This is a genomic window from Streptomyces hesseae (assembly GCF_031845785.1).
GTDB classification, from domain to species: domain Bacteria; phylum Actinomycetota; class Actinomycetes; order Streptomycetales; family Streptomycetaceae; genus Streptomyces; species Streptomyces hesseae.
Genome location: NZ_JAVRFI010000026.1, coordinates 43,275 through 68,910 on the forward strand (window position 1 = coordinate 43,275; position 25,636 = coordinate 68,910).

Here is a 25,636-nt window from a genome sequence, read left to right on the forward strand (position 1 = left end):
TCAGGCTGGTCAGGCCGACAGGCTGGCGCGACCCTTGCCACGGCGGGACGCGAGGATCGCGCGGCCGGCACGGGTGCGCATGCGCAGACGGAAGCCGTGGGTCTTCGCGCGGCGACGGTTGTTCGGCTGGAAGGTGCGCTTGCTCACTCGGGGACTCCAGAAATGAATTGATGGCGGGACATCGCCTGGCTGTCACCGTGCGCCCACGAGGAGACTCGCAATACGCCCAAGTGCACCGCTTCATGAACACGGACCTGGGGTCCGTGATCTTTGCCCATCGGAGGCAGGCGGCAGCAGCCATCGACAACTCGACCTGGTCACGGTACGCGTGGTTACGCCATCCGGTCAAACCGGCAGCGTACCCAGCCTCCACCGTAGCCTCTCCAGCGCCGGGAAGACGACAGGCGACACCTCATGGCACATTTGTACACACCCTGTGGACAACGACTTGAACCACGTGCCTCGCCCTGACTACCGTGGCTGAACTCTGAATACTTCCCGCCTGTCCCGAGAACCACACATTCGTGGGACTCCGGGGCACCCCCCGTGACTGAGAGAGCGTGCCCTGTGGCTGACCTGCCCGCCGATCTTGCCGCAGTGTGGCCGCGCGTGCTCGAACAGCTCCTCGGTGAGGGGCGTGGTCAGGGCGTGGAGAGCAAGGACGAGCACTGGATCAAGCGCTGCCAGCCGCTGGCGCTGGTGGCCGACACCGCCCTGCTGGCGGTGCCGAACGAGTTCGCCAAGAGCGTCCTCGAGGGCCGGCTCGCCCCGATCGTCAGCGAGACCCTGAGCCGTGAGTGCGGCCGCCCCATCCGGATCGCGATCACCGTCGACGACTCCGCCGGCGAGCCCCCGGCCCAGGCCCCCCAGCAGCCCGAGCGCCCCCGTCCGCACGCCCCGGCCCCGGGCCAGGGCCGTGACACGTTCGAGGGGTACGAAGGCCACGGGGGCGGCCGCGGAGGGAATCACGGGGGAAACCACGGCGGCTACGGCGCCCGTCCGGGCGACGACCTGCCGACCGTGCGGCCCGCCTACCCGGACTACCAGCAGCCCCGCAGCGAGCCCCCGGGCGCCTGGCCGCGTCACTCGGGCCCGTCCGGGCCCCCCGGCGGCGACCGGGGTGACTACGGCTGGCAACAGCCGCGGCTCGGTTCGTACACCGAGAGTGACCGGGACCCCTACGCCTCGCAGTACGAGCAGCAGCCCGAGTACCGCTCCCCGGAGCGCCCCGAGCGCGGGCAGTACGAGCAGCAGCGCCGTGAGCCGCACGACACGGGCTCCGGCGGCCGTCCCGCCGACCGGCCGGCGCCGTCGGCGGGCCCGTCGCCCTCCGGATCCGGCTCGTCGTCCTCGGCGGGTACGGGAGCGGCCGAGCCGACGGCGCGGCTGAACCCGAAGTACCTCTTCGACACCTTCGTCATCGGCGCGTCCAACCGCTTCGCCCACGCGGCCGCGGTGGCGGTGGCCGAGGCGCCGGCCAAGGCGTACAACCCCCTGTTCATCTACGGGGAGTCGGGGCTCGGCAAGACCCACCTGCTGCATGCCATCGGGCACTACGCGCGCAGCCTCTACCCGGGCACGCGGGTGCGCTACGTGAGCTCCGAGGAGTTCACCAACGAGTTCATCAACTCCATCCGCGACGGCAAGGCGGACGCGTTCCGCAAGCGCTATCGCGACATGGACATCCTCCTGGTCGACGACATCCAGTTCCTCGCGAGCAAGGAGTCGACGCAGGAGGAGTTCTTCCACACGTTCAACACCCTCCACAACGCGAACAAGCAGATCGTGCTGTCCTCGGACCGGCCGCCCAAGCAGCTGGTGACCCTGGAGGACCGGCTGCGCAACCGCTTCGAGTGGGGCCTGATCACGGACGTCCAGCCGCCGGAGCTGGAGACGCGCATCGCGATCCTCCGGAAGAAGGCGGTCCAGGAGCAGCTGAACGCCCCGCCGGAGGTGCTGGAGTTCATCGCGTCCCGGATCTCGCGGAACATCCGTGAGCTGGAGGGCGCGCTGATCCGGGTGACGGCCTTCGCCAGCCTGAACCGGCAGCCGGTGGACCTGGGCCTGGCCGAGATCGTCCTCAAGGACCTGATCCCGGGGGGCGAGGACGCCTCGCCGGAGATCACCGCGACGGCCATCATGGCGGCGACCGCCGACTACTTCGGGCACACCGTGGAGGACCTGTGCGGGGCCTCGCGCAGCCGGGTGCTGGTGACGGCCCGGCAGATCGCGATGTACCTGTGCCGGGAGCTCACGGACCTCTCGCTGCCGAAGATCGGCGCGCAGTTCGGCGGCCGTGACCACACCACCGTGATGCACGCGGACCGCAAGATCCGCGCGTTGATGGCCGAGCGGCGCTCGATCTACAACCAGGTGACCGAGCTGACGAACCGCATCAAGAACGGCTGAGGACGCCCGCCGAGGGCTGTCCAGGGCGCTCCGGGACGCTTCCCGGGGCGCCCTTTCTGCGTTTCAGGGGCCGTCCGGGGGACCGCCGGAGGCGTTCCGGGAGCTGTCGGAGACGTCCCCGGCGCCGCGCGCACCGCCCCGACATCGTCCCCGGCGCCGCGCCCGCTGTCCCCAGCCTGTTCGAATCTGGCCCCTGACCTGCCGGTTCTCCACAGATTCGGGCTCTGTCCACCGTCCACACCCTGGGGACCGCGAAGTTATCCATAGGGTGTCCACAGACCGGGCTGTTGATATGCCATCAGGCGAGGTCAGGCACGTGTGGATTTGTGGCAAACCTTGTTCCACAGCCTGTGGACAGCGGGGCCGCCCACAACCGCCCTCGAAGTTGTCCACCGGCCGCCCACAGGAGAACCGGTGTTATACACAGCCTTTCCACACCGCTGTCCACTGTTCGGCAACGAAATGCCCCATCTCACCGCACCGAGTGAAAGGCGTCACACCAGGGTGCCGGGTTGGGCTGTGGGCAACGGGGGTAAAGCTGGGGACAGCCCTGGGGAGAAGTGCGCCTCGCCTGTGCACCGGGTGTGCAGAACTTTTCGCGGTCCACAGACCACCCCGGTTTTCCACGCCCCCCACCCACAGCCCCGGTGGATAAAAAATCGGCCCTGACCTGGGCAAAGGAAGTTTTCCACGGTTTCCACAGCCCCTACTACTACGACCACAGAGTTCAAGCGGAGAACTCGTTTCGAAGTGGGTGCTGTGGATGACTCGCCCTCGCGCCACGGAGCTCGATTTGACCGCCTGCAGCGCCGACTGTCAGCGGCGTGCGTCAGACTGGTCCCCGGCACTCAGCCGACGAAGAAGCCAGCAGGGCGAGCCAGCAACAAGCAGGAGGCGGTTCCGGTGAAGATCCGGGTGGAGCGCGATGTACTCGCGGAGGCAGTGGCCTGGGCGGCCCGCAGCCTCCCGGCCCGTCCGCCGGTACCGGTCCTCGCGGGCCTGCTGCTGAAGGCGGAGGACGGCTCCCTGAGCCTCTCCGGCTTCGACTACGAGGTCTCCGCCCGTGTCTCCGTCGAGGCGGATGTGGAGGAGGACGGCACCGTCCTCGTCTCCGGCCGGCTGCTCGCCGACATCTGCCGCGCACTTCCCAACAGGCCTGTGGAAATCTCCACCGACGGTGTGCGCGTGACCGTGGTCTGCGGCTCCTCGCGATTCACACTCCACACCCTGCCTGTGGAGGAATACCCGGCGCTGCCGCAGATGCCGACCGCCACGGGCACGGTCCCGGCCGAGGTCTTCGCCTCCGCCGCCGCCCAGGTCGCCATTGCCGCCGGCCGCGACGACACGCTGCCGGTGCTCACGGGTGTGCGCATCGAGATCGAGGGCGACACGGTCACCCTCGCCTCCACCGACCGCTACCGCTTTGCGGTCCGCGAGTTCATGTGGAAGCCGGAGACCCCGGACATCTCCGCTGTCGCCCTGGTCCCCGCCAAGACGCTCCTGGACACCGCCAAGTCCCTCAGCGGCGGCGACACCGTCTCGATCGCCCTGTCCGGCTCCGGCGCCGGTGAGGGCCTGATCGGCTTCGAGGGCGCCGGCCGCCGTACGACCACGCGTCTGCTCGAGGGCGACCTGCCGAAGTACCGCACGCTCTTCCCGACCGAGTTCAACTCGGTCGCCGTGATCGAGACCGCGCCGTTCGTCGAGGCCGTCAAGCGTGTGGCCCTGGTCGCCGAGCGGAACACCCCGGTGCGGCTCAGCTTCGAGCAGGGCGTGCTCATCCTGGAAGCCGGTTCCAGCGACGACGCACAGGCTGTGGAAAGGGTCGACGCCCACCTGGAGGGCGACGACATCTCGATCGCCTTCAACCCGGGCTTCCTGCTCGAGGGGCTCTCGGCGATCGACTCGCCGGTCGCCCAGCTGTCCTTCACCACGTCCACCAAGCCGGCGCTGCTCAGCGGCAAGCCGGCCATGGACGCGGAGGCGGACGAGGCCTACAAGTACCTGATCATGCCGGTTCGCCTGTCCGGCTGACGGTGGCCGTGGGCTCGCAGCCGGTCGATTTCGGCTGCGAGCCGACTGTGGCTGGTCGCGCAGTTCCCCGCGCCCCTTCGGGGGCGGAACCCGACCCGTTTGAGCGCCCTCACCCCACAGGTGTGCTCCCAGCCCTCGGCGTAGGCTCGAAGCACGTACCCCTGGTACGACCCGCACGACTACGGCAAAGAGGATCACCCATGGAGCTCGGTCTCGTCGGTCTCGGCAAGATGGGCGGCAACATGCGCGAGCGCATCCGCCGCGCAGGCCACACCGTTATCGGATTCGACCGCAACCCGGACCTCGCGGATGTCCACAGCCTGAAGGAGCTTGTGGATTCCCTTCAGGGCCCGCGCGTCGTGTGGGTCATGGTCCCGGCCGGTGCCGCCACCCAGTCGACGATCGACGAGCTGGCCGAGCTGCTCTCCCCCGGTGATGTCGTCGTCGACGGCGGCAACTCCCGCTGGACCGACGACGAGAAGCACGCCGAGGAGCTGGCGGCCAAGGGCATCGGCTTTGTCGACTGCGGTGTCTCCGGCGGCGTCTGGGGCCTGGAGAACGGCTACGCGCTGATGTACGGCGGCTCCGCCGAGAACGTCGCGAAGGTCCAGCCCATCTTCGACGCGCTCAAGCCCGAGGGCGACTTCGGCTCGGTCCACGCGGGCAAGGTCGGCGCCGGCCACTTCGCCAAGATGGTCCACAACGGCATCGAGTACGCGATGATGCAGGCCTACGCCGAGGGCTGGGAGCTCCTGGAGAAGGTCGACTCCGTCACCGACGTGCGCGAGGTCTTCCGCAGCTGGCAGGAGGGCACGGTCATCCGCTCCTGGCTGCTGGACCTGGCCGTCAACGCCCTCGACCAGGACGAGCACCTCGAGGCGCTGCGCGGCTACGCGGCCGACTCCGGCGAGGGCCGCTGGACGGTCGAGGCCGCCATCGACAACGCCGTGCCGCTGCCCGCGATCACGGCCTCCCTCTTCGCGCGCTTCGCCTCGCGCCAGGAGGACTCCCCGCAGATGAAGATGATCGCCGCGCTGCGCAACCAGTTCGGTGGCCACGCGGTCGAGACCAAGAAGTAGTTCCGAGAAGCAACACCCAGCAGCCGGGGGAGGTCGGCACGCAACCATGCACATCACGCATCTGTCGCTGGCCGACTTCCGCTCGTACGCCCGGGCCGAGGTCCCGCTCGACCCGGGCGTCACGGCCTTCGTGGGCCCCAACGGCCAGGGCAAGACCAATCTCGTCGAGGCCGTCGGCTATCTGGCCACCCTCGGCAGCCACCGGGTCTCCTCGGACGCGCCGCTGGTACGGATGGGCGCCGACCGGGCGATCATCCGCGCCGCCGTCACCCAGGGCGAGCGGCAGCAGCTCGTCGAGCTGGAGCTCAACCCGGGCAGGGCCAACCGGGCCCGGATCAATCGTTCCTCCCAGGTCAGACCGCGCGACGTGCTCGGCATCGTGCGCACCGTGCTGTTCGCCCCCGAGGACCTGGCCCTGGTCAAGGGCGACCCCGGCGAGCGCCGCCGGTTCCTCGACGAGCTGATCACCGCGCGCTCCCCCCGAATGGCGGGCGTGCGCTCCGACTACGAGCGCGTCCTCAAACAGCGCAACACCCTGCTGAAGTCCGCCGCGATGGCCCGCCGCCACGGCGGCCGCCAGATGGACCTCTCCACCCTCGACATCTGGGACCAGCACCTGGCCCGCGCCGGCGCGGAGCTGCTCGCCCGGCGGCTCGACCTGATAGCCACCCTGCGCCCACTGGCCGACAAGGCCTACGAGCAGCTGGCGCCCGGCGGCGGCCCCATCTCCTTCGACTACCGCGGCCCGGCCGGCATCGAGGGCGCCCACACCCGCGAGGAGCTCTACGAGGCGCTGCTCGCCGCCCTCGCCGAGGCCCGCAAGCAGGAGATCGAGCGCGGTGTGACGCTCGTCGGCCCGCACCGTGACGAGCTGCTGCTGCGCCTGGGCGAGCTGCCTGCCAAGGGGTACGCGAGCCACGGCGAGTCCTGGTCGTACGCGCTGGCGCTGCGCCTGGCCTCGTACGAGCTGCTGCGCGCGGAGGGCGACGAGCCGGTGCTGGTGCTCGACGACGTCTTCGCCGAGCTGGACGCCAGACGGCGGGAACGGCTGGCGGAGCTGGTCGCTCCGGGCGAGCAGGTCCTGGTGACGGCGGCCGTGGACGACGACGTGCCCGGTGTTCTCACCGGTGCCCGTTACGCCGTCGAGCGGGGCGGGGTCGAGCGCGTATGAGCACGCCGGCCGGTCCTCGGGACCACGGTCCGGGGGACCAGAAGAAATCCCCGGAGCCCTCGGGCGTGGATCTGGCGCGCGTGGCGCTGCGGGCCGCCAAGGAGCAGGCCCGGGCGCGGGGCGCGGCGGCGCAGCAGAAGAAGCAGGCCCGCCGCGGGGGACTGCGCTCCGGGGCGCGCGCCGACGGCCGCGATCCGCTGCCCCTGGGCGCCGCGATCAACCGGCTGATCACCGAGCGGGGCTGGGAGACGCCCGCGGCGGTCGGCGGGGTGATGGGCCGCTGGCCGCAGATGGTCGGCCCCGAGGTGGCGCTGCACTGCGAGCCGCAGAAGTACGACGAGGACGCGCGGGTGCTCACGGTGCAGTGCGACTCGACGGCCTGGGCGACCCAGCTGCGGCTGCTGGCACCCACGCTGGTGGCCCGGCTCAACGACGACCTGGGCCAGGGCACGGTGAAGACGATCAAGGTGCTGGGGCCGGGCGGGCCCGCGCGCCGGTACGGGCCGCTGCGCGCCCCCGGGAGCACCGGCCCCGGCGACACCTATGGATGATCCGCCGGTCATGGTTGGTCAAAGGTTGTCCCAGGTCCGAAGCCCTGCGGACGGCCGCGCGGAAGCCGGGCCGGCGACGGGTGATGCGCAGAGTGACGCCCGGGACCGGTGGACACTCCGCGCACGGTAGCGGGTGGTTGACAGCCCGAAGCGCTGAGTGCCCCTGTGAGCCTCCTGGAGGCCGGGGCCGAATATGGGGAGTCGGCTGATGCCGGTTCAGGGCGCCACAAGAGGACTCAGGCACCGGCAAACCCCCATTCATGTCAGCGCCACCGGTACACTGGTAGTAATCCCGCCGGATCGCGGGAGTCGTCGACCAACACTGAACGACGCAGCCGCTCCTGCCTGCCCCCGGGATTCCCGCCGCGGTAGGGGATGGCCTGTGCTGTGCCAGAAAGGGCGCTTCGTGGCCGATTCCGGCAACCCCAACGAGAACACCACCCCCTCCGAGGCTGTGGGCACCGGGTCCGCCCCTGGCGGCGAGACGTCGTACGACGCCAGTGCGATCACCGTGCTGGAGGGCCTGGACGCGGTCCGCAAGCGGCCCGGCATGTATATCGGCTCCACCGGCGAGCGCGGCCTTCACCACCTCGTCTACGAGGTCGTCGACAACTCCGTCGACGAGGCCCTCGCCGGTCACGCGGACACCATCGATGTGACGATCCTGTCCGACGGCGGCGTGCGCGTCGTCGACAACGGCCGTGGCATCCCGGTCGGCATCGTCCCCTCCGAGGGCAAGCCCGCCGTCGAGGTCGTCCTGACCGTGCTGCACGCGGGCGGCAAGTTCGGCGGCGGCGGCTACGCCGTCTCCGGCGGTCTGCACGGCGTCGGCGTCTCCGTCGTCAACGCCCTGTCCACGCGCGTCGCGGTCGAGGTCAGGACCGACGGCTTCCGCTGGACCCAGGACTACAAGCTCGGCGTCCCGACCGCCCCGCTGCAGAAGAACGAGGCGACGGACGAGACCGGCACCTCCGTCACCTTCTGGGCCGACGGCGACATCTTCGAGACCACCGAGTACTCCTTCGAGACGCTCTCGCGGCGCTTCCAGGAGATGGCCTTCCTCAACAAGGGCCTGACCATCTCGCTGACCGACGAGCGCCCGGCGCACGTGGACGAGGAGGGCAAGCCCCTCACCGTCCGCTACCACTACGAGGGCGGCATCTCCGACTTCGTCCGCTACCTCAACTCCCGCAAGGGCGAGGTCGTTCACCCCTCGGTGATCGCGTTCGAGTCCGAGGACAAGGAGCGGCTGCTCTCCCTCGAGGTGTCGATGCAGTGGAACACCCAGTACAGCGAGGGTGTCTACAGCTTCGCCAACACCATCCACACCCACGAGGGCGGCACCCACGAGGAGGGCTTCCGCGCGGCGCTCACCGGTCTGATCAACCGCTACGCGCGCGACAAGAAGCTGCTCCGCGAGAAGGACGACAACCTCACGGGCGACGACATCCGCGAGGGCCTGACGGCGATCATCTCCGTCAAGCTCGGCGAGCCGCAGTTCGAGGGCCAGACCAAGACCAAGCTGGGCAACACCGAGGCCAAGACCTTCGTCCAGAAGGTCGTCCACGAGCAGCTCACGGACTGGCTGGACCGCAACCCCAACGAGGCCTCGGACATCATCCGCAAGTCCATCCAGGCGGCCACCGCCCGGGTGGCGGCCCGCAAGGCGCGCGACCTCACCCGCCGCAAGGGCCTGCTGGAGACGGCGTCGCTGCCGGGCAAGCTGTCCGACTGCCAGTCGAACGAGCCGGCCAAGTGCGAGATCTTCATCGTCGAGGGTGACTCCGCCGGCGGCTCGGCCAAGTCCGGCCGCAACCCGCAGTACCAGGCGATCCTCCCGATCCGAGGCAAGATCCTCAACGTCGAGAAGGCCCGGATCGACAAGATCCTCCAGAACACCGAGATCCAGGCGCTGATCTCCGCCTTCGGCACCGGTGTGCACGAGGACTTCGACATCTCGAAGCTCCGCTATCACAAGATCATTCTGATGGCGGACGCCGACGTCGACGGTCAGCACATCAACACCCTGCTGCTCACCTTCCTCTTCCGCTTTATGCGTCCGCTGGTCGAGGCCGGGCACGTCTACCTCTCCCGTCCCCCGCTCTACAAGATCAAGTGGGGCAAGGACGACTTCGAGTACGCCTACTCCGACCGCGAGCGCGACGCCCTGATCCAGCTGGGCCGGGAGAACGGCAAGCGGATCAAGGACGACTCGGTCCAGCGCTTCAAGGGTCTCGGCGAGATGAACGCCGAGGAGCTGCGCGTCACCACCATGGACGTCGACCACCGTGTGCTCGGCCAGGTCACGCTGGACGACGCCGCGCAGGCGGACGACCTGTTCTCGGTGCTCATGGGCGAGGACGTCGAGGCACGGCGCTCCTTCATCCAGCGCAACGCCAAGGACGTCCGCTTCCTCGACATCTGAGCCTGTCGGCCACCCGAAACAGCCGCAGCGCGAAAGGACTTTGAACAGCAATGGCCGACGAGACCCCTGAGACTCCCACCGCTCCCGTCCCCGAGGTCACGCCCGAGGGTGCCCCGGCACCCCTGGAGGGCGTGGGCATGCGCGTCGAGCCCGTCGGGCTCGAGACGGAGATGCAGCGCTCGTACCTCGACTACGCGATGAGCGTCATCGTCTCGCGTGCGCTCCCCGACGTCCGAGACGGCCTCAAGCCGGTGCACCGCCGCGTGCTCTACGCGATGTACGACGGCGGCTACCGGCCCGAGAAGGGCTTCTACAAGTGCGCCCGCGTCGTCGGTGACGTCATGGGTACGTACCACCCGCACGGCGACGCCTCCATCTACGACGCGCTCGTCCGCCTCGCCCAGCCGTGGGCCATGCGGATGCCGCTCGTCGACTCCAACGGCAACTTCGGCTCCCCGGGCAACGACCCGGCCGCCGCCATGCGCTACACCGAGTGCAAGATGGCGCCGCTGTCGATGGAGATGGTCCGGGACATCGACGAGGAGACCGTCGACTTCCAGGACAACTACGACGGCCGCAACCAGGAGCCGACGGTCCTGCCGTCGCGCTTCCCCAACCTCCTGGTGAACGGTTCCGCCGGTATCGCCGTCGGTATGGCCACCAACATCCCGCCGCACAACCTGCGCGAGGTGGCCGAGGGAGCCCAGTGGTTCCTGGCCAACCCCGAGGCCTCCTCCGAGGAGCTCCTCGACGCGCTCATCGAGCGGATCAAGGGCCCCGACTTCCCGACGGGCGCCCTCGTGGTGGGCCGCAAGGGCATCGAGGAGGCCTACCGCACCGGCCGTGGCTCGATCACCATGCGCGCGGTCGTCGCGGTCGAGGAGATCCAGAACCGCCAGTGCCTGGTGGTCACCGAGCTGCCCTACCAGGTCAACCCGGACAACCTCGCGCAGAAGATCGCCGACCTGGTGAAGGACGGCCGGGTCGGCGGCATCGCCGACGTCCGCGACGAGACCTCCTCCCGCACGGGCCAGCGCCTGGTCGTCGTCCTCAAGCGGGACGCGGTCGCCAAGGTCGTCCTCAACAACCTCTACAAGCACACCGATCTCCAGACCAACTTCGGCGCCAATATGCTGGCGCTGGTCGACGGCGTGCCGCGCACCCTCTCGCTGGACGCGTTCATCCGCAACTGGGTGACGCACCAGATCGAGGTCATCGTCCGGCGCACCCGCTTCCGCCTGCGCAAGGCGGAGGAGCGCGCCCACATCCTGCGCGGTCTGCTCAAGGCCCTGGACGCCATCGACGAGGTCATCGCGCTCATCCGGCGCAGCGACACCGTCGACGTCGCCCGCACGGGCCTGATGGGCCTGCTCCGGATCGACGAGATCCAGGCCAACGCCATCCTCGAGATGCAGCTGCGCCGGCTGGCCGCCCTGGAGCACCGGAAGATCACCGCCGAGCACGACGAGCTCCAGGCGAAGATCAACGAGTACAACGCCATCCTGGCCTCGCCCGAGCGGCAGCGCGGCATCATCAGCGATGAACTGACGGCGATCGTCGAGAAGTTCGGCGAGGACCGGCGCTCCCAGCTGGTGCCCTTCGAGGGCGACATGTCCATCGAGGACCTGATCGCCGAGGAGGACATCGTCGTCACGATCACCCGTGGCGGCTATGTGAAGCGCACCAAGACCGAGGACTACCGCTCGCAGAAGCGCGGTGGCAAGGGCGTGCGCGGTACGAAGCTGCGCGAGGACGACATCGTCGACCACTTCTTCGTCTCCACCACCCACCACTGGCTGCTCTTCTTCACCAACAAGGGCCGGGTCTACCGGGCCAAGGCGTACGAGCTGCCGGACGCCGGCCGGGACGCGCGCGGTCAGCACGTCGCCAACCTGCTGGCCTTCCAGCCGGACGAGAAGATCGCCCAGATCCTCGCCGTCCGCGACTACGACGTCGCGCCCTACCTGGTGCTCGCCACCAAGTCGGGCCTGGTGAAGAAGACCTCGCTCAAGGACTACGACTCGCCGCGCTCCGGCGGTGTCATCGCCATCAACCTCCGGGAGACGGACGGTGGCGTCGAGGACGAGCTGATCGGCGCCGAGCTGGTCTCGGCCACCGACGACCTGCTGCTGATCAGCAAGAAGGCGCAGTCCATCCGCTTCACCGCTACGGATGACACCCTCCGTCCCATGGGCCGTGCCACCTCCGGTGTCAAGGGCATGAGCTTCCGTGAGGGTGACGAGCTCCTCTCGATGAATGTGGTCCGTCCCGGTACGTTCGTCTTCACCGCCACCGACGGCGGGTACGCCAAGCGGACCAACGTCGACGAGTACCGCGTCCAGGGCCGAGGCGGCCTCGGCATCAAGGCCGCCAAGATCGTGGAGGACCGCGGTTCCCTGGTCGGCGCCCTGGTCGTCGAGGAGAGTGACGAGATCCTGGCCATCACGCTGGGCGGCGGTGTGATCCGCACCCGGGTCGCCGAAGTCCGGGAGACGGGCCGTGACACCATGGGCGTCCAACTGATCAACCTGGGCAAGCGCGATGCCGTCGTGGGCATCGCCCGGAACGCCGAGGCCGGTCGCGAGGCTGAGGGTGTCGACGAGGCGATCGACGCGGCCGAGGGCGGGTCGGAGGCGGCCGAGGGCACCATGCCTCAGGCCGAGCACACCGAGGAGTAGTACGTGAGTCGAGCCACGGGCACCGCCAAGAGCGGTGCGGGTGCCGAGCGGCGGGATCCCGCCCCACCCGTTACCTCCGACACGGAGGCCCGTGGCTCGACCGCGGACGGCACGGCCGACAAGGACGGCGCGGGCTCCCGGGCCGGTGGCACCAGGACCGCAGGCAGGGGGAAGACCATGACGGAGACCCGAGGTCCACAGCCGTATCACCCGCCGAAGGCGTATGAGCCTCCGGCCGAACGCTCCGATTCCGAGGACGGTTCCGAAGCCGATTCCGAATCCCGTTCCGCTTCTGAAGCCGCCAAGGCCGCCGAAGCCTCCGGCGGTGCCGACAAGAGCGCCAAGGACGGGAAGCCCACCAAGGGCGCCCAGGCCACCAAGACCGGCCAGACCACCAAGGCCGGTCAGGCGGGTCGGTCCGCTCAGGCCGCGAAGGCGGGCAAGGACGGGAAGGCCGCCAAGGTGCCCGGGCCCGCCCAGTCGCCCGAGCGCGCCGCCGGCCAGGACCCGGCCCCCGCGCAGCGCCCCGCGGTCCGTACGGCCGCCACGGGCCCGCGTACGCGCAAGGCGAGGCTGCGGGTGGCGAAGGCCGACCCGTGGTCGGTGATGAAGGTCAGCTTCCTGCTGTCGGTCGCCCTGGGCGTCTGCACGATCGTGGCTGCGGCCGTCCTGTGGACGGTCATGGACGCGATGGGCGTCTTCCAGGCCGTCGGCGGAACCGTCAGCGACGCCACCGCCTCCGGCGAGGGCGGCGGCTTCGATCTGGAGTCGTTCCTGTCGCTGCCGCACGTGCTGCTCTTCACCACCGTCATCGCGGTGGTCGACGTCGTGCTGGCGACCGCCCTGGCCACGCTCGGCGCCTTTGTCTACAACCTCGCCGCCGGTTTCGTGGGCGGTGTTGAGCTGACGCTCGCCGAGGACGAATAGCGCCTCCCGGGGCACGGGGCCCGGACGATTTTGGGACTGGGCCCCAAGTGCGCTAATCTTTCGGTGTCGCAAGGCGCGGGGCTATAGCTCAGACGGTTAGAGCGCTTCCCTGATAAGGAAGAGGCCACAGGTTCAAGTCCTGTTAGCCCCACAGTACGATCGGCCCGGACGGAATTCTCCGTCCGGGCCGATCGCTTTTGGGAGTTCACGGCCGGGCGCGGCCGCCCGGCGGGCCCGGGCACCGGGTGCCGGCCGGGGCGGTCCCGGAGGGGGAGCGGGCACAGGTCACCGATCGGTATCGGCCGGTGTGTATCATCGGCCCCCAGAGGCTCCCTCACGTCAAGGAAAGACGAGGTCGCGCGGTGAAGAAGCTGCTCCTGGTCGCACTGGCCGCCATCGGCGGGCTCCTCGTGTACCGGCAGATCCAGGCGGATCGTGCCGAGCAGGACCTGTGGACGGAGGCGACCGACTCCGTTCCCTCGGGTTCGGGTGTGTGAGTCGCCGGATCCGCGACACGAACTGAACTGAAGCAGGGCCCCGGCCGCGGAAGCGACCGGGGCCCTGTTCATGCGTTCGGGCCCGGTCCGTTTGCGCGTCCGTTTGCACCGAGGGTTTGATTGCGTACGCAAATAAAATGATTGCGAACGTAAAGATCATCCGCCCTGGCCGGCGAGGAGCGCCCACACCCCGATCGCGAGGCTGAGCAACGCCACGACCAGCACCGGCACCACCACCTTCGACGGCGGTCCCGAAGGCCGTCGCGAGCCCCGCGAGGGCGCCACGGCGGGCTCCTGAACGGGCCCCTGGACGGGCTCCTGAACAGGCGGCGGGGGAAGCGGCCGCGGGGCCGTGTAGGGGCGTGTGGGCGGGTAGGCGGGGCGCGGTGGAGCCATGGGCGGCTCCACGGCCGGCCGGTGCTCCGGGCCGTCCCGGCCGAAGCCCGGCGGCAGCGGGCCCAGCTGGTCGAAGACCTCGATCCGCTCCTCGTCGGCCTCGGGCGGGTCCAGCAGCTCCACGGCCGCCGCGAGGGCCTTGCGCGCCCCCGTGGCCGTACGGAAGCGGGCGTACGGATCGGGGTGGAGCAGATTGGCGACGACCTCCCAGAGCGGCTCGGGCACCTCCTGGGGAGCGCCCGGCACGCCCTGCTCGGGGAACAGCTCGACCAGCGCCTCGGCGTCCGGTTTCCGGCCCGTGAGGAGATAGAGGGCCACCAGCCCGACGGCGAAGAGGTCGGCGGGAAAGTCCGGTTCCTCGCCCAGTATTTGCTCGGGTGCGAAGTAACCCGGCGTCCCCATGACGAAGTTGGTGTCCGTGAGCCTCGGCTCGCCCTTGCGCATGGCGATCCCGAAATCGGAGAGCCGTAAATGCGGACGGCCCGTACCGGTCGCCTCCAAAAGGAGGTTGGCCGGTTTGATGTCCCGGTGCACCACGCCTTCCGCGTGCACCGCTGCGAGTCCGGACAGCAGCTGATCCAGCAATACGCAGACGAAATGCGGCGGCAACGGCCCGTAGTCGCCTATGAGATGGGCGAGCGAGCCGCCGCCCACCATCTCCATGGTGAACAACACCTTGTCGTCGTCGGCCGCCCAGCTCATCGGGGCCAGCACATGGGGGTGGTCGATGCGCAGCGCCTGCTCGCGGACGAACCTCAGCAGTGTGTGGGCGTCGCTCTGCTGAAGCACCTTCGCGGCCACGTAGCGCTTCCGCCGCTGGTCCCAGGCCCGCCAGACGGCGCCCGCCCCGCCCCGCCCGATCGGGTCCACCAGCTCGTACCGCCCAGCGAAGAGCTCACCCATGTCGCGCGCGTCACCCCCGCCTCCGCCGTGCGCCGGCTCCCCCCGGCACGGTCAGTTCTGGTGCGCCTCGTAGTGGGCGACCGCCTCGGCGGTCCGCCCGGCGCCGTACACCCGGAGGAACTCGGCGAGTTCGGGATGGGTGGGGGCGAGGGTCTCGGCGGCGTCGATGATGTCCCCCGCGCCCGCCACCGACCGCAGCAGCGACTGGATCTCGCGCACCACCCGGCGCACGGTCGGCGCCCCGCTGCTGGCCGTGGTCTGGGTGGAGTTGAGGACGGAGCCGCCCGAGCTCTTCTTGACCTCCTCCATCCGCTCGGCCGCCTCGGCCGCGCTCACGGTGCCGTCCGCGACCTGGCTGGAGAGCTCCTGGAGCGCCTGCACCCGCTGCACCACGGCCGGATTGCCGATCTTGGCGCGCTGACCGCTCATCAGCTGGGAGAGCATGGGGGCGGAGAGACCCAGAACGGACGCGAGGCGGGCCTGGTTGAGGCCGAGGTCGTCGATGAGACGGCGGAAGAGCGCCCCCAACGGCTCCCCGTACCAGCTGCGCTGTAGCTCCCGTGCGCGGGCGGTGGCTTCCTGCTGTGCTGCGTCCATCACGCTCTCCCCTTCGCTTCGCTGCCGCGAATCTTGCGGTGCATCCTACGGAGAGTGGTGGGTCGCGGCGATACCCGGTCGGGAAAGAGCGTCGACACCGGGTAGTCTGGTCCCCGACGGGGCCTTAGCTCAGTTGGTAGAGCGCTGTCTTTGCATGGCAGATGTCAGGGGTTCGACTCCCCTAGGCTCCACAAGAAAACCCCTCCGACCTGCGGAAACGCGATCGGAGGGGTTTTGTCTTTCCCGGGGTCCGGGTGGTGCGGCCGACTCGTGTGCCGACTGTGTGCGAGCCGTGTGGAGGGCCTGTGCCGGTGCCCGTTTCGCCGTCCCCCGGAGGCGGCCGTCAGGGGCGGTCGTCGTCGCCCTCGGTGGAGGACTCCGTGTCCGCCCGGTCCTGCTTGGCCTGGACCTCCGGGTCGAGGGTGGAACGGTCACCGCTGCCGTCGACGGAGGACAGGTGCGGACGGTCGGCGGGCTCGGTGGCCTCCGGGGGCTCGACGAGCCAGTCCGGGTTGGCCTGCCGGTCCCACCACTTCCAGGCGACGACGGCGCCGGCCGTGAGGAGACCGAACAGCACGAGCCGCCTGGCCACGCGCCCGGTGCGGCAGCGGCGGTCCCGGCGGCGGCTCAGCTTCTCCACGTCCTCGGCGGACACCTGGCCGCGCAGCGCGGCGAGGGCGGCGGTGCCCCGGGAGAGGGCCTCGTCCCGTACGGGCTCGGCGGCGGCGCGGGCCCGGGTGGCGACCTCTTCGACCTTCGGCGGCAGGGCGTCCCGCGCATGCTCGATGCGCGGGTGGAGATGGGTGTCGTACTGCGCGCGGGCCTGGTGAGCGGCTTCGGCGACCTTGGGCGCGAGCCGGGTGCGGGCCTCGTGGGCGTAGTGCACGGCGGCGTCCTTGGCCGTGCCGGCGTAGGGCGCCACCACTTCCGCGGCGTGGCGCACGCTGTCCTTGGCGGTGCTGGTCGCGGCGCGCACGCTGTCCTTGCGGGTCACGGGATCCTCCTCCTCGGTGGCGTATGGTTTGTCGCCTTTCCACCCAGTGGAAAAATCATGCCTGCCGATGGGCGGTCCGGCATGTGCGATCGGGCATCCGGGTCATCAGGGGAGCTCCGGTCGACAATGCCATGGTTCGCCGCCGCGCGCCCGGCTTTGTCGGCTACTCGCCGCGATCCCGCCGTGCGAGGATCGGTGGCTGTCAGTGAACACTATGGAAGGTAGATCGTGGCCGAGCAGCTTTACGCCACCCTGAAGACCAACCAGGGCGACATCGAGATCCGGCTTCTCCCGAATCACGCCCCGCAGACGGTCAAGAACTTCGTCGAGCTGGCGAAGGGCGAGCGCGAGTGGGTGAACCCGGAGACGGGTGCCAGGACGACGGACAAGCTGTACGACGGCACGGTCTTCCACCGCGTCATCAGCGGTTTCATGATCCAGGGTGGCGACCCGCTGGGCAACGGCACCGGCGGCCCGGGCTACCAGTTCAAGGACGAGTTCCACCCGGACCTCGCCTTCACCAAGCCGTACCTGCTGGCCATGGCCAACGCCGGCCCGGGCACCAACGGCTCGCAGTTCTTCATCACGGTGTCCCCCACCGCCTGGCTGACCGGCAAGCACACCATCTTCGGCGAGGTCACCAACGACGCCTCGAAGAAGGTCGTGGACGCCATCGCCACCACCGCCACCAACCCGCGCACCGACCGTCCGGTCAACGACGTGGTCATCGAGTCGGTCGTCGTCGAGACCCGCTGACGACCGCTCCGCACACCCCGCGAGGATCCGCCGCGGGCCCCCGGGCCCCGGCGTCTCATGGGAACCTGGCGCCCCGCCCGTCCGTATGACGGGCGGGGCCGTGCGTTGTGCAGTGGGCACACCGGTCCGACACAGGGGCGAGGGAGAGCATGAACGAGCAGGCCGTCCGCTGCTACCGGCATCCGGACCGGGAGACCGGCATCCGCTGCGTCCGCTGCGAGCGCCCCATCTGCCCTGAGTGCATGGTGAGCGCCTCCGTGGGATTCCAGTGCCCGGAGTGTGTGAGCAGCGGTTCCGGTACGGGCCACGACCCCCGGGCGACGGCCGCGCGCACGGTCGCCGGCGGGGTGCACACGAGCGATCCGCGGCTGGTCACCAAGGTCCTGCTGGGGATCAACATCGCCATATGGATCGCGGTGATGGCCACCGGGGACCGGCTGATGGACGGCCTGGAGCTGTTCGGGCGGGCGACGCTGTCGGACTTCGGCCCGCTGGAGGGCGTCGCCGAGGGGCAGTGGTACCGGCTGCTGACCGCGATGTTCCTCCATCAGCAGGTCATGCACATCGCTTTCAACATGCTCTCGCTGTGGTGGCTGGGCCCGCCGCTGGAGGCGGCGCTTGGCCGTGTCCGCTATCTGGCCCTCTATCTGCTGGCCGGTCTGGGCGGCAGCGCGCTCACCTATTTCGTCGCCGCGCCCAACCAGCCGTCGCTGGGCGCCTCGGGCGCGATCTTCGGTCTGCTGGGTGCGACGGCCGTGCTGATGCGGCGTCTGAAGTACGACATGCGGCCGGTCATCGCGCTGCTCGTGCTCAACCTGATCTTCACCTTCACCTGGAGCAACATCGCCTGGGAGGCGCATGTCGGCGGCCTGGTGGTGGGCACGGTGGTGGCCTACGGGATGGTGCACGCCCCGCGCGGCAAGCGGCTGCTGGTCCAGCGGCTGACCTGTGCGGCGGCCCTGCTGGTGATCGTCGCCATGGTGGTCGTCCGGACGGCGCAGCTGGCCTGATCCGGCCGTGGTTCCGCGCCCAAGGGGCGCGGGTCACCCACATCGGTGGACGCATAGGTTGTCCACAATGGGTGCGGATCTTGTGCCCGCCACATGGGAACAGGTGTTCTGGGTTCCCGCACCCCCGCCGAGCTGCGTTTTCGCTGGAAGGCGCCGGTGTGACCATGGATACGCAGCGCTTGCGATCAGTCACACCGGCGTCAATGCCAGGGAAGTTATCCACAGATCTTCTGAGTTTTCCCCACTGTGGACGAGGGTGTGGATAACTCGCGCTACGGCGCTACTTCCACTGGGTGGAGACGACGAACCCCGCCGCGATGAAGCCGAAGCCGACCACGATGTTCCAGTTCTTCAGGGACTCCACCGGCATGTCGCCGCTCGTCACGTAGAAGATGACGATCCAGGCCAGGCCGATCAGGAACAGCGCCAGCATCAGCGGCGCCACCCAGCGACGCCCTGTGGCCAGCTTGATGCTCTGCTGCTTCACCGGCGGCGGCGTGAAGTCGTCTTTCTTGCGGATCCGTGACTTCGGCACGAGGGAACTCTCCTGTCGATGCGCTGCGTGACCGCGCTGGGGTTCACATGGGGCTGGGTATCACATGGGCTGTCCGCCGGGGCGGGAGCGACGGGAGCGCTTCGTTCCCCCGGGCGTCCGTTAGCGTAGTGCTTCCGCGGCGTCGGAGAGGATAAGGGTACGGTGAGTAATTCTGCGGACTCCACCAGCGGGCCCGTCCGGCGCTTCCGCCCGGTGCGGCTGCTGACCGGCGGCGTCTTCGCCCTCGCGGGCCTCATCTTCTGGACGAGCTTCAATACGGCCCAGGGCACCAACATCCGCACCGACGACTCCATGCTCCGGCTGTCGGACCTCATCCGGGAGCGCAGCCGCAAGAACGGCGACCTCGAGGACAGCGCCGCGACGGCCCGCGCCCAGGTCGACGCCCTCGCCCGGCGCGACAACGGCGGTACGGCGGCCGAGCAGCGAAAGCTCGCCGCGCTGGAGGAAGGCGCCGGCACCCGCAAGCTCGCGGGCCAGGGCCTGACCGTCACGCTCATGGACGCCCCGCCCAACGCCACCGCGAAGATCCCCGGCGTGCCCCAGCCCCAGCCCAACGACCTCGTCATCCACCAGCAGGACCTCCAGGCCGTCGTCAACGCCCTCTGGCAGGGCGGCGCCCGGGGCATCCAGGTGATGGACCAACGGCTGATCTCCACCAGCGCGGTCCGCTGCGTGGGCAACACCCTCATCCTCCAGGGCCGCGTCTACTCGCCTCCGTACAAGATCACCGCAGTCGGTGACCGGGGCGCGCTCCGCAAGGCCCTGGACGGCTCCCCGGCGATCCAGAACTACCTCCAGTACGTCGCCGCCTACGGCCTCGGCTGGAAAGTCGACCAGCACGAGGCGGTGACTCTCCCCGGCTACTCGGGCACAGTGGATCTCCACTACGCCAAGCCCATGGGATGACCCCCGGGAGGTGTCCGGCCGGTGCGATCACGCCTCGTCTTACGGACGCTCAGCGAGCTGTGCCTGACCGCCGGCACGCTGATCGTGCTCTTCGTGGTCTACCTCCTCTACTGGACCGGCGTCCGCGCCGACAGCGCCATGGACGACGAGATCGGCCGCCTCCGGGAACGGTGGGCCGCCGGCCCGCCCGCCGCGGCACCGCCCGCCGCCCCTGCTCCCGGTGCGTCCTCGCTTGCCGCCGACGGCCCCCCGGTATCCCCAGCACCCCCAACACCCCCGGCACCCGCCGCCGGTACCACCGGCGGCGGCACGGAAACACCACCCGCGCCCCCGGCCGGCCAACGCCCCGGAGCGGCCTTCGCCGTGATGTACGTCCCCCGCCTGGGCGCCGGCTGGACCAAGCCCGTCCTGGAGGGCACCGGCACCGAGCTGCTGAAACGGGGCCTCGGCCACTACACGGGCACCGCGCCCCCCGGCGGCACCGGAAACTTCGCCGTCGCCGGCCACCGCCGCACCTACGGCGACCCCTTCAAGGACCTCGACGAACTCCGCCCCGGCGACGCGGTGGTCATCAACGACGGGACGACCTGGTTCACCTACCGCGTCGACACCCGGCCCCACCGGACGCTGCCCACCGACGTCGCCGTGATCGACCCGGTGCCCGCCGGGTCCGGATACCGGGAGCCGGGCCGCTATCTGACCCTGACCACCTGTGAACCGGAGTGGGGGCACAGCCACCGGCTCATCGTCTGGGGCCATCTGGCCGAGACCCGTCCGGTCTCCGGCGGCAGGCCCGCGGCTTTGTCCGGCTGAGCCCCGCGGCCGGGGTGCCGACCCTTAGTCTGGTGCCCAAACATCCAATCATCGGCGAGTGGGTAGAGCATGTACGTCTGGATCTGGCGTCATCTGCCGGGCAACGCATGGGCGAAGGCGCTGGTCTCGCTGCTGCTCGTGCTGGGAGGCGTCTACGTCCTCTTCCAGTACGTCTTCCCCTGGGCGGAACCGCTGCTGCCGTTCAATGACGTCACGGTCGACAACGGCATGCCGGTGAGCAACGGAATGGTGGCGGTGGTCCGGTGAGCGCGCGCATCCTCGTCGTGGACAACTACGACAGTTTCGTCTTCAACCTCGTCCAGTACCTCTACCAGCTCGGCGCCGAATGCGAGGTGCGCCGCAACGACGAGGTCGAGCCCGCGCACGCCCAGGACGGTTTCGACGGCGTCCTCCTCTCGCCCGGCCCGGGCGCGCCCGAGGAGGCCGGGGTCTGCATCGACATGGTGCGCCACTGCGCCAACACCGGGGTGCCGGTCTTCGGCGTCTGCCTGGGCATGCAGTCGATGGCCGTCGCCTACGGCGGCGTCGTCGACCGGGCGCCAGAGCTGCTGCACGGCAAGACCTCGCCCGTGACGCACGAGGGCAAGGGCGTCTTCCACGGCCTCCCGTCGCCCTTCACAGCCACCCGCTACCACTCGCTGGCCGCGGAGCGCGACAGGTGGCCGGACGAGCTGGAGATCACCGCCTGGACCGACACAGGGGTGATCATGGGCCTGCGCCACCGCGATCTGCCGGTCGAGGGCGTGCAGTTCCACCCGGAGTCCGTGCTCACCGAGTGGGGCCACCGCATGCTCGCCAACTGGCTGGTCGCCTGTGGCGACATGGGGGCGGTGGAACGGTCGGCAGGGCTCGCCCCGGTGGTGGGCAAGGCCGGGGCGTGACCGCGCTCCGCCCGGAGCAGGACCCACTGCGGGACCCCGGGCCGGCCCCCCGGCAGACGACGACGTACGGCACCGGCGCGACGCACGGCTCCGAGCCGTACGGCACCGGGGCGTTCGACGCCGAGTCGTATGGCACCGATCCGTTCGGCCCCGGGACGCATGGCCCGGGAGCGGATGGCCACGGCGCACACCGCTCCGGGACGTACACCCCCGGGGCCGTGGCCCAGCCGCTGCCGCCCGAGGACGACGCGACGATGGCGCTGCGCCTGGCCGAGCCGGAGCGGCCGGTGGTGACCGGCGGGCGCGCGGAGCGCCGTCGCGCCGCCCAACGGGCCGCACGCGCCCGCAGGGACAGCCCCGGGGTGATAGCCAGCCGGGTCGTGGGCGAGCTGTTCATCACCCTGGGCGTGGTCATGCTGCTGTTCGTCGCCTATCAGCTGTGGTGGACGAACGTCATCGCCCATCGCCAGGCGGGCGGTACGGCCGACAGTCTGCGGCACAGCTGGGACAAGAACGGCGCCCAGGGCGCTGCCCGGGACGCGGGGGAGTTCTCCCCGGGCCAGGGCTTCGCGATCATCTACATCCCCAAGCTGGATGTGAAGGCCCCCATCGCCGAGGGCGTCGGCAAGCACCAGGTGCTGGACCGGGGCATGGTCGGCCACTACGCCACCGGATCCCTCAAGACCGCGATGCCGTGGGACAAGCAGGGCAACTTCGCGCTGGCGGGCCATCGCAACACCCATGGCGAACCGTTCCGCTACGTCAACAGGCTGCAACCCGGCGACAAGATCGTGGTGGAGACGCAGAGCACCTTCTACACCTATGAGATGACAAGCCGTCTGGATCAGACGTCCCCGGCGAACACCAAGGTCATCGAGCCCGTTCCGCCCGGCTCCGGCTTCACCCGTCCCGGCCGCTACATCACGCTGACCACCTGCACCCCGGAGTTCACCAGTACGTACCGCCTGGTGGTGTGGGGCAAGATGGTCGACGAGCGGCCCCGGAGCAAGGGAAAACCGGACGCGCTCGTGGAGTGACGGCACAGCGGAGAACGGGGTACGGGCGCGGTGGCACGGACCGAAGGCGACGAGCCACAGCGACAGGACCGGACGCGGAGGCGGATCGCCGCCGTCGTCGGCGTCATAGGCGAGCTGCTGATCACAGCAGGAGTGATCATGGCCCTCTTCGTGGCCTACTCGCTGTGGTGGACGAACGTCCTCGCCGACCGCGAGGCCAAGCGCCAGGGCAGCCACGTGCGCGACAACTGGGCCAAGGCCCCCGCGTCGGCCGGCGGACCCGGCGCGCTGGACACCAAGGACGGCATCGGCTTCCTCCACGTACCGGCCATGAGGAACGGCGAGGTGCTGGTCAAGCCCGGCACCGGCGGCAAGGTCCTCAACGAGGGCGTCGCCGGCTTCTACCGCGAGCCCGTCAAGGCGGGTATGCCCTGGGACAAGCAGGGCAACTTCACCCTCGCCGCCCACCGCGACGGCCACGGCGCCAAGTTCCACAACATCGACAAGATCAAGACCGGTGACCCGGTCGTCTTCGAGACCCGCGACACCTGGTACGTCTACAAGGTCTACGCCGACCTCAAGGAGACCTCCCGCTTCAACGTCGACGTCCTGGACACCGTGCCGAAGGAGTCCGGGAAGACCCGGCCGGGCCGCTACCTCACCCTGACGACCTGTACGCCGGTCTACACCTCCGACTACCGCTACATCGTCTGGGCCGAGCTGGAGCGCACGGAGAAGGTCGACGCCAAGCGCACCCCGCCCAAGGAACTGCGCTGAACGGCGGCTGACAGGCCGACAGGCGACAGCGTGAAGCCCCGGCATCCGCGGAGGATGCCGGGGCTTCACGCTGTCTTACAGACGGCTTTACAGACGGCTTTACCGACGTCGTCCTATGGGCGTCAGTGGCGACGGCCGCCGATGATGCCGCCGAAGAAGCCGGTGTCCTGGTCGGTACCGCCGGGCTGGCCCTGCTGACCGCCGGGGTTGCCGCCCGGGTTCGGCGCGGCGGCGATGGTCGTCAGGTTGACCGGGGTGTCCTTGGGCACCTGGGCGCCCGCGCCCGGGTCGGAGACCATCACCGTGGCGTTGTCGTCCTGCGGGCCGGCGATGTTGCCGACCTTCAGGCCGGCACCCGTGAGCGCGTTCCTGGCGTCCTTGAGCTTCTGGCCGAGTACCTGAGGCACGGCGACCTTCTGCTGGGCCGCGCCCTTGGAGACGAACAGGGTGACCGTGGAGCCGGGCCGCGCGGAGGTGTTGCCGTCGGGGCTCTGCCGGGTGACCGTATTGGCGGGCTGCGGGGAGTCCTCGTCCTCGCGGGTCACGGTGAAGCCGAGGTCGGTGAGCTGCTTCTTCGCCTGGTCGAAGGGCTGGCCGGTCACGGACGGCACCGGCTTGCTCGCCGCCTGGGTGGCCACGGTGAGGGTGATCTCCGTGCCCTTGTCGGCCTTCTCACCGGCGTCCGGGTCCTGCTTGGTGACCTGGCCGGCGGGCTGGCTGGACTCCTCCTGCTTCTGCGTCACCGTGAAGCCCAGGGCCTCCAGCTGCGACTTGGCCTGGTCGAACGACTGCCCAGTCACCTTCGGGACCTCGATCTGGGCCGGGCCCTTGGAGATCGTGACCTTGACCTCGCTGTCGCGCTCGACCTTGGTGCTCGCCTTGGGGTCCTGGTCGCAGACCTTGCCCTTGGGCTGGTCGCAGTTCTTCTGCTCGCCCTCGGTGACCTTGAAGCCGCCGTTGTCGCCGGAGCGCTTGGCCTCGGCGAGGGTCTGCCCGATGAGGCTGGGGACGGTCACCTTGGAGTTGTTGCCGCCACCGCTGAAGAGCGACTTGCCAATGAAGATCGCGCCGACGAGCACCAGCACGCCCGCGACGACCAGCAGGATCGTCGAGAGGTTGCTCTTGCGGCCGTTCCCGCCGGCGCCGCGCCGGCCGCCGTGGGAGCCGTTGTCGTAGCCGCCGTAGCCCCCGCCGTCGGCCACGGGGGGCATCATCGACGTCTGGGCCATGTGCCCCGGCTCCTGGGGCCGGAGCATGGTGGTCGCCTGGTCCTCCATGCCGTAGCCGCCCGCGCCCATGCCTCCGAGCGCGGCCGCGGCGGCCACCGGACGGCCCTCCAGGGCCGCCTCGATGTCGGCGCGCATCTCGTCGGCCGACTGGTAGCGGTAGTCCGGGTCCTTGGTCAGCGCCTTGAGGACGATGGCGTCGATCTCGGGCGCGACGTCGGGGTCGTACGTGCTCGGCGGGTTCGGCTCCTCCCGCACGTGCTGGTACGCGACGGCCACCGGCGAGTCGCCGATGAACGGGGGCCGGACCGTCAGCAGCTCGTAGAGCAGACAGCCGGTGGAGTAGAGGTCGGACCGCGCGTCGACCTGCTCGCCCTTGGCCTGCTCGGGCGAGAGGTACTGGGCGGTGCCGATGACGGCCGCCGTCTGCGTCATGGTCATGCCGGCGTCGCCCATGGCCCGGGCGATGCCGAAGTCCATGACCTTGACCTGACCCGTGCGGGTGAGCATGACGTTGGCGGGCTTGATGTCCCGGTGGACGATGCCGGCCCGGTGGGAGTACTCCAGCGCCTGGAGCACACCGATGGTCATCTCCAGCGACCGCTCGGGCAGCAGCTTCCGGCCGGAGTGCAGCAGCTCGCGCAGCGTCGACCCGTCGACGTACTCCATGACGATGTACGGGATCGAGACCCCGTCCACATAGTCCTCGCCGGTGTCGTACACGGCGACGATCGACGGGTGGTTGAGGGAGGCGGCCGACTGGGCCTCACGACGGAACCGGGCCTGGAAGGACGGATCGCGGGCGAGATCCACCCGCAACGTCTTCACGGCGACGGTGCGGCCGAGCCGGGTGTCGTGGCCGAGGTAGACCTCCGCCATGCCACCGCGGCCGAGTACCGAGCCCAGCTCGTACCGGCCGCCGAGGCGACGCGGCTCTTCCATAGCTCCAGCCCTTCCGTGTTCCTGACCTCACCGGCGTGGGTCCGGCGGTGTGCTGTCCGGCATACCGTACC

General features: G+C 69.8%; 23 protein-coding genes and 2 tRNA genes. 19 read left to right on the top strand and 6 right to left on the bottom strand.

Annotated features, from left to right (window positions below):
- Positions 1–9 precede the first annotated feature (9 nt).
- Positions 10–147: a 50S ribosomal protein L34 gene (gene rpmH / locus RM609_RS28760; RefSeq protein ID WP_010985740.1), complete on the bottom strand. Its 138-nt coding sequence runs from the start codon at positions 145–147 to the stop codon at positions 10–12.
- A gap of 420 nt (positions 148–567) precedes the next feature.
- Between rpmH and dnaA the strand changes: the two genes are divergently transcribed.
- The 10 genes from dnaA (at position 568) to RM609_RS28810 (ending at position 13,771) form a co-directional block, all read left to right on the top strand.
- Positions 568–2,409, top strand: coding sequence for a chromosomal replication initiator protein DnaA (gene dnaA / locus RM609_RS28765; protein WP_311614597.1), 1,842 nt, complete (start codon positions 568–570; stop codon positions 2,407–2,409).
- Positions 2,410–3,312: 903 nt separating this feature from the next.
- Entirely contained in the window at positions 3,313–4,443 is a 1,131-nt protein-coding gene (gene dnaN / locus RM609_RS28770) for a DNA polymerase III subunit beta (RefSeq protein ID WP_311614599.1), read from the top strand.
- Positions 4,444–4,643: 200 nt separating this feature from the next.
- Complete coding sequence (gene gnd, locus RM609_RS28775; protein ID WP_311614601.1) at positions 4,644–5,522, top strand: phosphogluconate dehydrogenase (NAD(+)-dependent, decarboxylating); 879 nt, start codon at positions 4,644–4,646, stop codon at positions 5,520–5,522.
- 46 nt (positions 5,523–5,568) lie between these two features.
- A complete protein-coding gene (gene recF / locus RM609_RS28780) occupies positions 5,569–6,693 on the top strand; it encodes a DNA replication/repair protein RecF (RefSeq protein ID WP_311614602.1) in 1,125 nt (374 codons plus the stop codon).
- Positions 6,690–7,244 (top strand): DciA family protein, encoded by a 555-nt coding sequence (locus RM609_RS28785; RefSeq protein WP_311614603.1) that lies wholly within the window; start codon positions 6,690–6,692, stop codon positions 7,242–7,244. Before recF ends, RM609_RS28785 begins: the two co-directional genes overlap by 4 nt.
- Positions 7,245–7,626: 382 nt before the next feature.
- Positions 7,627–9,669 carry a DNA topoisomerase (ATP-hydrolyzing) subunit B gene (gene gyrB, locus RM609_RS28790; protein ID WP_311614605.1) on the top strand — a complete coding sequence of 681 codons (2,043 nt, stop codon included), beginning with the start codon at positions 7,627–7,629 and terminating at the stop codon, positions 9,667–9,669.
- A 50-nt stretch (positions 9,670–9,719) separates the two neighbouring features.
- Positions 9,720–12,347: a DNA gyrase subunit A gene (gene gyrA, locus RM609_RS28795; RefSeq protein WP_311614607.1), complete on the top strand. Its 2,628-nt coding sequence runs from the start codon at positions 9,720–9,722 to the stop codon at positions 12,345–12,347.
- A 177-nt stretch (positions 12,348–12,524) separates the two neighbouring features.
- On the top strand, positions 12,525–13,274 hold the full coding sequence (locus RM609_RS28800) for a DUF3566 domain-containing protein (RefSeq protein WP_438828562.1): 750 nt from the start codon (positions 12,525–12,527) through the stop codon (positions 13,272–13,274).
- A gap of 77 nt (positions 13,275–13,351) precedes the next feature.
- A tRNA-Ile gene (locus tag RM609_RS28805) sits at positions 13,352–13,425 on the top strand.
- Positions 13,426–13,636: 211 nt separating this feature from the next.
- Entirely contained in the window at positions 13,637–13,771 is a 135-nt protein-coding gene (locus tag RM609_RS28810) for a DLW-39 family protein (protein ID WP_208809277.1), read from the top strand.
- 156 nt (positions 13,772–13,927) lie between these two features.
- On the opposite strand, the gene RM609_RS28815 is transcribed toward RM609_RS28810, so the two are convergent.
- Positions 13,928–15,070: a serine/threonine-protein kinase gene (locus tag RM609_RS28815; RefSeq protein ID WP_311614619.1), complete on the bottom strand. Its 1,143-nt coding sequence runs from the start codon at positions 15,068–15,070 to the stop codon at positions 13,928–13,930.
- Between the two features lie 51 nt (positions 15,071–15,121).
- Positions 15,122–15,667, bottom strand: coding sequence for a helix-turn-helix domain-containing protein (locus RM609_RS28820; protein WP_229357762.1), 546 nt, complete (start codon positions 15,665–15,667; stop codon positions 15,122–15,124).
- Between the two features lie 118 nt (positions 15,668–15,785).
- Here RM609_RS28820 and RM609_RS28825 point away from each other — a divergent pair.
- Positions 15,786–15,858, top strand: a tRNA-Ala gene (locus RM609_RS28825).
- Positions 15,859–16,010: 152 nt separating this feature from the next.
- On the opposite strand, the gene RM609_RS28830 is transcribed toward RM609_RS28825, so the two are convergent.
- Entirely contained in the window at positions 16,011–16,661 is a 651-nt protein-coding gene (locus RM609_RS28830; protein ID WP_311614621.1) for a DUF5324 family protein, read from the bottom strand.
- Between the two features lie 228 nt (positions 16,662–16,889).
- On the opposite strand from RM609_RS28830, the gene RM609_RS28835 reads away from it, so the two are divergent.
- Together RM609_RS28835 and RM609_RS28840 are read left to right on the top strand one after the other, a co-directional pair.
- Entirely contained in the window at positions 16,890–17,417 is a 528-nt protein-coding gene (locus tag RM609_RS28835) for a peptidylprolyl isomerase (RefSeq protein WP_311614622.1), read from the top strand.
- Between the two features lie 149 nt (positions 17,418–17,566).
- A complete protein-coding gene (locus RM609_RS28840; RefSeq protein WP_311614623.1) occupies positions 17,567–18,427 on the top strand; it encodes a rhomboid family intramembrane serine protease in 861 nt (286 codons plus the stop codon).
- A 280-nt stretch (positions 18,428–18,707) separates the two neighbouring features.
- On the opposite strand, the gene crgA is transcribed toward RM609_RS28840, so the two are convergent.
- Positions 18,708–18,962, bottom strand: coding sequence for a cell division protein CrgA (gene crgA / locus RM609_RS28845; protein WP_311614624.1), 255 nt, complete (start codon positions 18,960–18,962; stop codon positions 18,708–18,710).
- A gap of 162 nt (positions 18,963–19,124) precedes the next feature.
- Here crgA and RM609_RS28850 point away from each other — a divergent pair, with 162 nt between their 5' ends.
- The 6 genes from RM609_RS28850 (at position 19,125) to RM609_RS28875 (ending at position 23,397) form a co-directional block, all read left to right on the top strand.
- On the top strand, positions 19,125–19,889 hold the full coding sequence (locus RM609_RS28850) for a DUF881 domain-containing protein (RefSeq protein ID WP_311614626.1): 765 nt from the start codon (positions 19,125–19,127) through the stop codon (positions 19,887–19,889).
- 21 nt (positions 19,890–19,910) lie between these two features.
- Positions 19,911–20,702, top strand: coding sequence for a class E sortase (locus RM609_RS28855; protein ID WP_311614628.1), 792 nt, complete (start codon positions 19,911–19,913; stop codon positions 20,700–20,702).
- Between the two features lie 69 nt (positions 20,703–20,771).
- A complete protein-coding gene (locus RM609_RS28860; RefSeq protein WP_311614630.1) occupies positions 20,772–20,969 on the top strand; it encodes a hypothetical protein in 198 nt (65 codons plus the stop codon).
- Positions 20,966–21,604, top strand: coding sequence for an aminodeoxychorismate/anthranilate synthase component II (locus RM609_RS28865; protein ID WP_311614632.1), 639 nt, complete (start codon positions 20,966–20,968; stop codon positions 21,602–21,604). The genes RM609_RS28860 and RM609_RS28865 overlap by 4 nt, the downstream gene beginning before the upstream one ends.
- Positions 21,601–22,641 carry a class E sortase gene (locus RM609_RS28870; RefSeq protein WP_311614634.1) on the top strand — a complete coding sequence of 347 codons (1,041 nt, stop codon included), beginning with the start codon at positions 21,601–21,603 and terminating at the stop codon, positions 22,639–22,641. The genes RM609_RS28865 and RM609_RS28870 overlap by 4 nt, the downstream gene beginning before the upstream one ends.
- A gap of 30 nt (positions 22,642–22,671) precedes the next feature.
- Complete coding sequence (locus RM609_RS28875) at positions 22,672–23,397, top strand: class E sortase (RefSeq protein ID WP_311614636.1); 726 nt, start codon at positions 22,672–22,674, stop codon at positions 23,395–23,397.
- Positions 23,398–23,519: 122 nt separating this feature from the next.
- Here RM609_RS28875 and pknB read toward each other — a convergent pair whose 3' ends face one another.
- Positions 23,520–25,565, bottom strand: coding sequence for a Stk1 family PASTA domain-containing Ser/Thr kinase (gene pknB, locus RM609_RS28880; protein WP_311614638.1), 2,046 nt, complete (start codon positions 25,563–25,565; stop codon positions 23,520–23,522).
- Positions 25,566–25,636 lie beyond the last annotated feature (71 nt).

Bases quoted from the DNA above. Each gene is read 5' to 3' on its own strand.
- gnd (WP_311614601.1), top strand. From the start codon at position 4,644: ATGGAGCTCGGTCTCGTCGGTCTCGGCAAGATGGGCGGCAACATGCGC.
- recF (WP_311614602.1), top strand. From the start codon at position 5,569: ATGCACATCACGCATCTGTCGCTGGCCGACTTCCGCTCGTACGCCCGG.
- RM609_RS28785 (WP_311614603.1), top strand. From the start codon at position 6,690: ATGAGCACGCCGGCCGGTCCTCGGGACCACGGTCCGGGGGACCAGAAG.
- gyrA (WP_311614607.1), top strand. From the start codon at position 9,720: ATGGCCGACGAGACCCCTGAGACTCCCACCGCTCCCGTCCCCGAGGTC.
- RM609_RS28800 (WP_438828562.1), top strand. From the start codon at position 12,525: ATGACGGAGACCCGAGGTCCACAGCCGTATCACCCGCCGAAGGCGTAT.
- RM609_RS28815 (WP_311614619.1), bottom strand. From the start codon at position 15,070: ATGGGTGAGCTCTTCGCTGGGCGGTACGAGCTGGTGGACCCGATCGGG.
- RM609_RS28820 (WP_229357762.1), bottom strand. From the start codon at position 15,667: ATGGACGCAGCACAGCAGGAAGCCACCGCCCGCGCACGGGAGCTACAG.
- RM609_RS28840 (WP_311614623.1), top strand. From the start codon at position 17,567: ATGAACGAGCAGGCCGTCCGCTGCTACCGGCATCCGGACCGGGAGACC.
- RM609_RS28860 (WP_311614630.1), top strand. From the start codon at position 20,772: ATGTACGTCTGGATCTGGCGTCATCTGCCGGGCAACGCATGGGCGAAG.
- pknB (WP_311614638.1), bottom strand. From the start codon at position 25,565: ATGGAAGAGCCGCGTCGCCTCGGCGGCCGGTACGAGCTGGGCTCGGTA.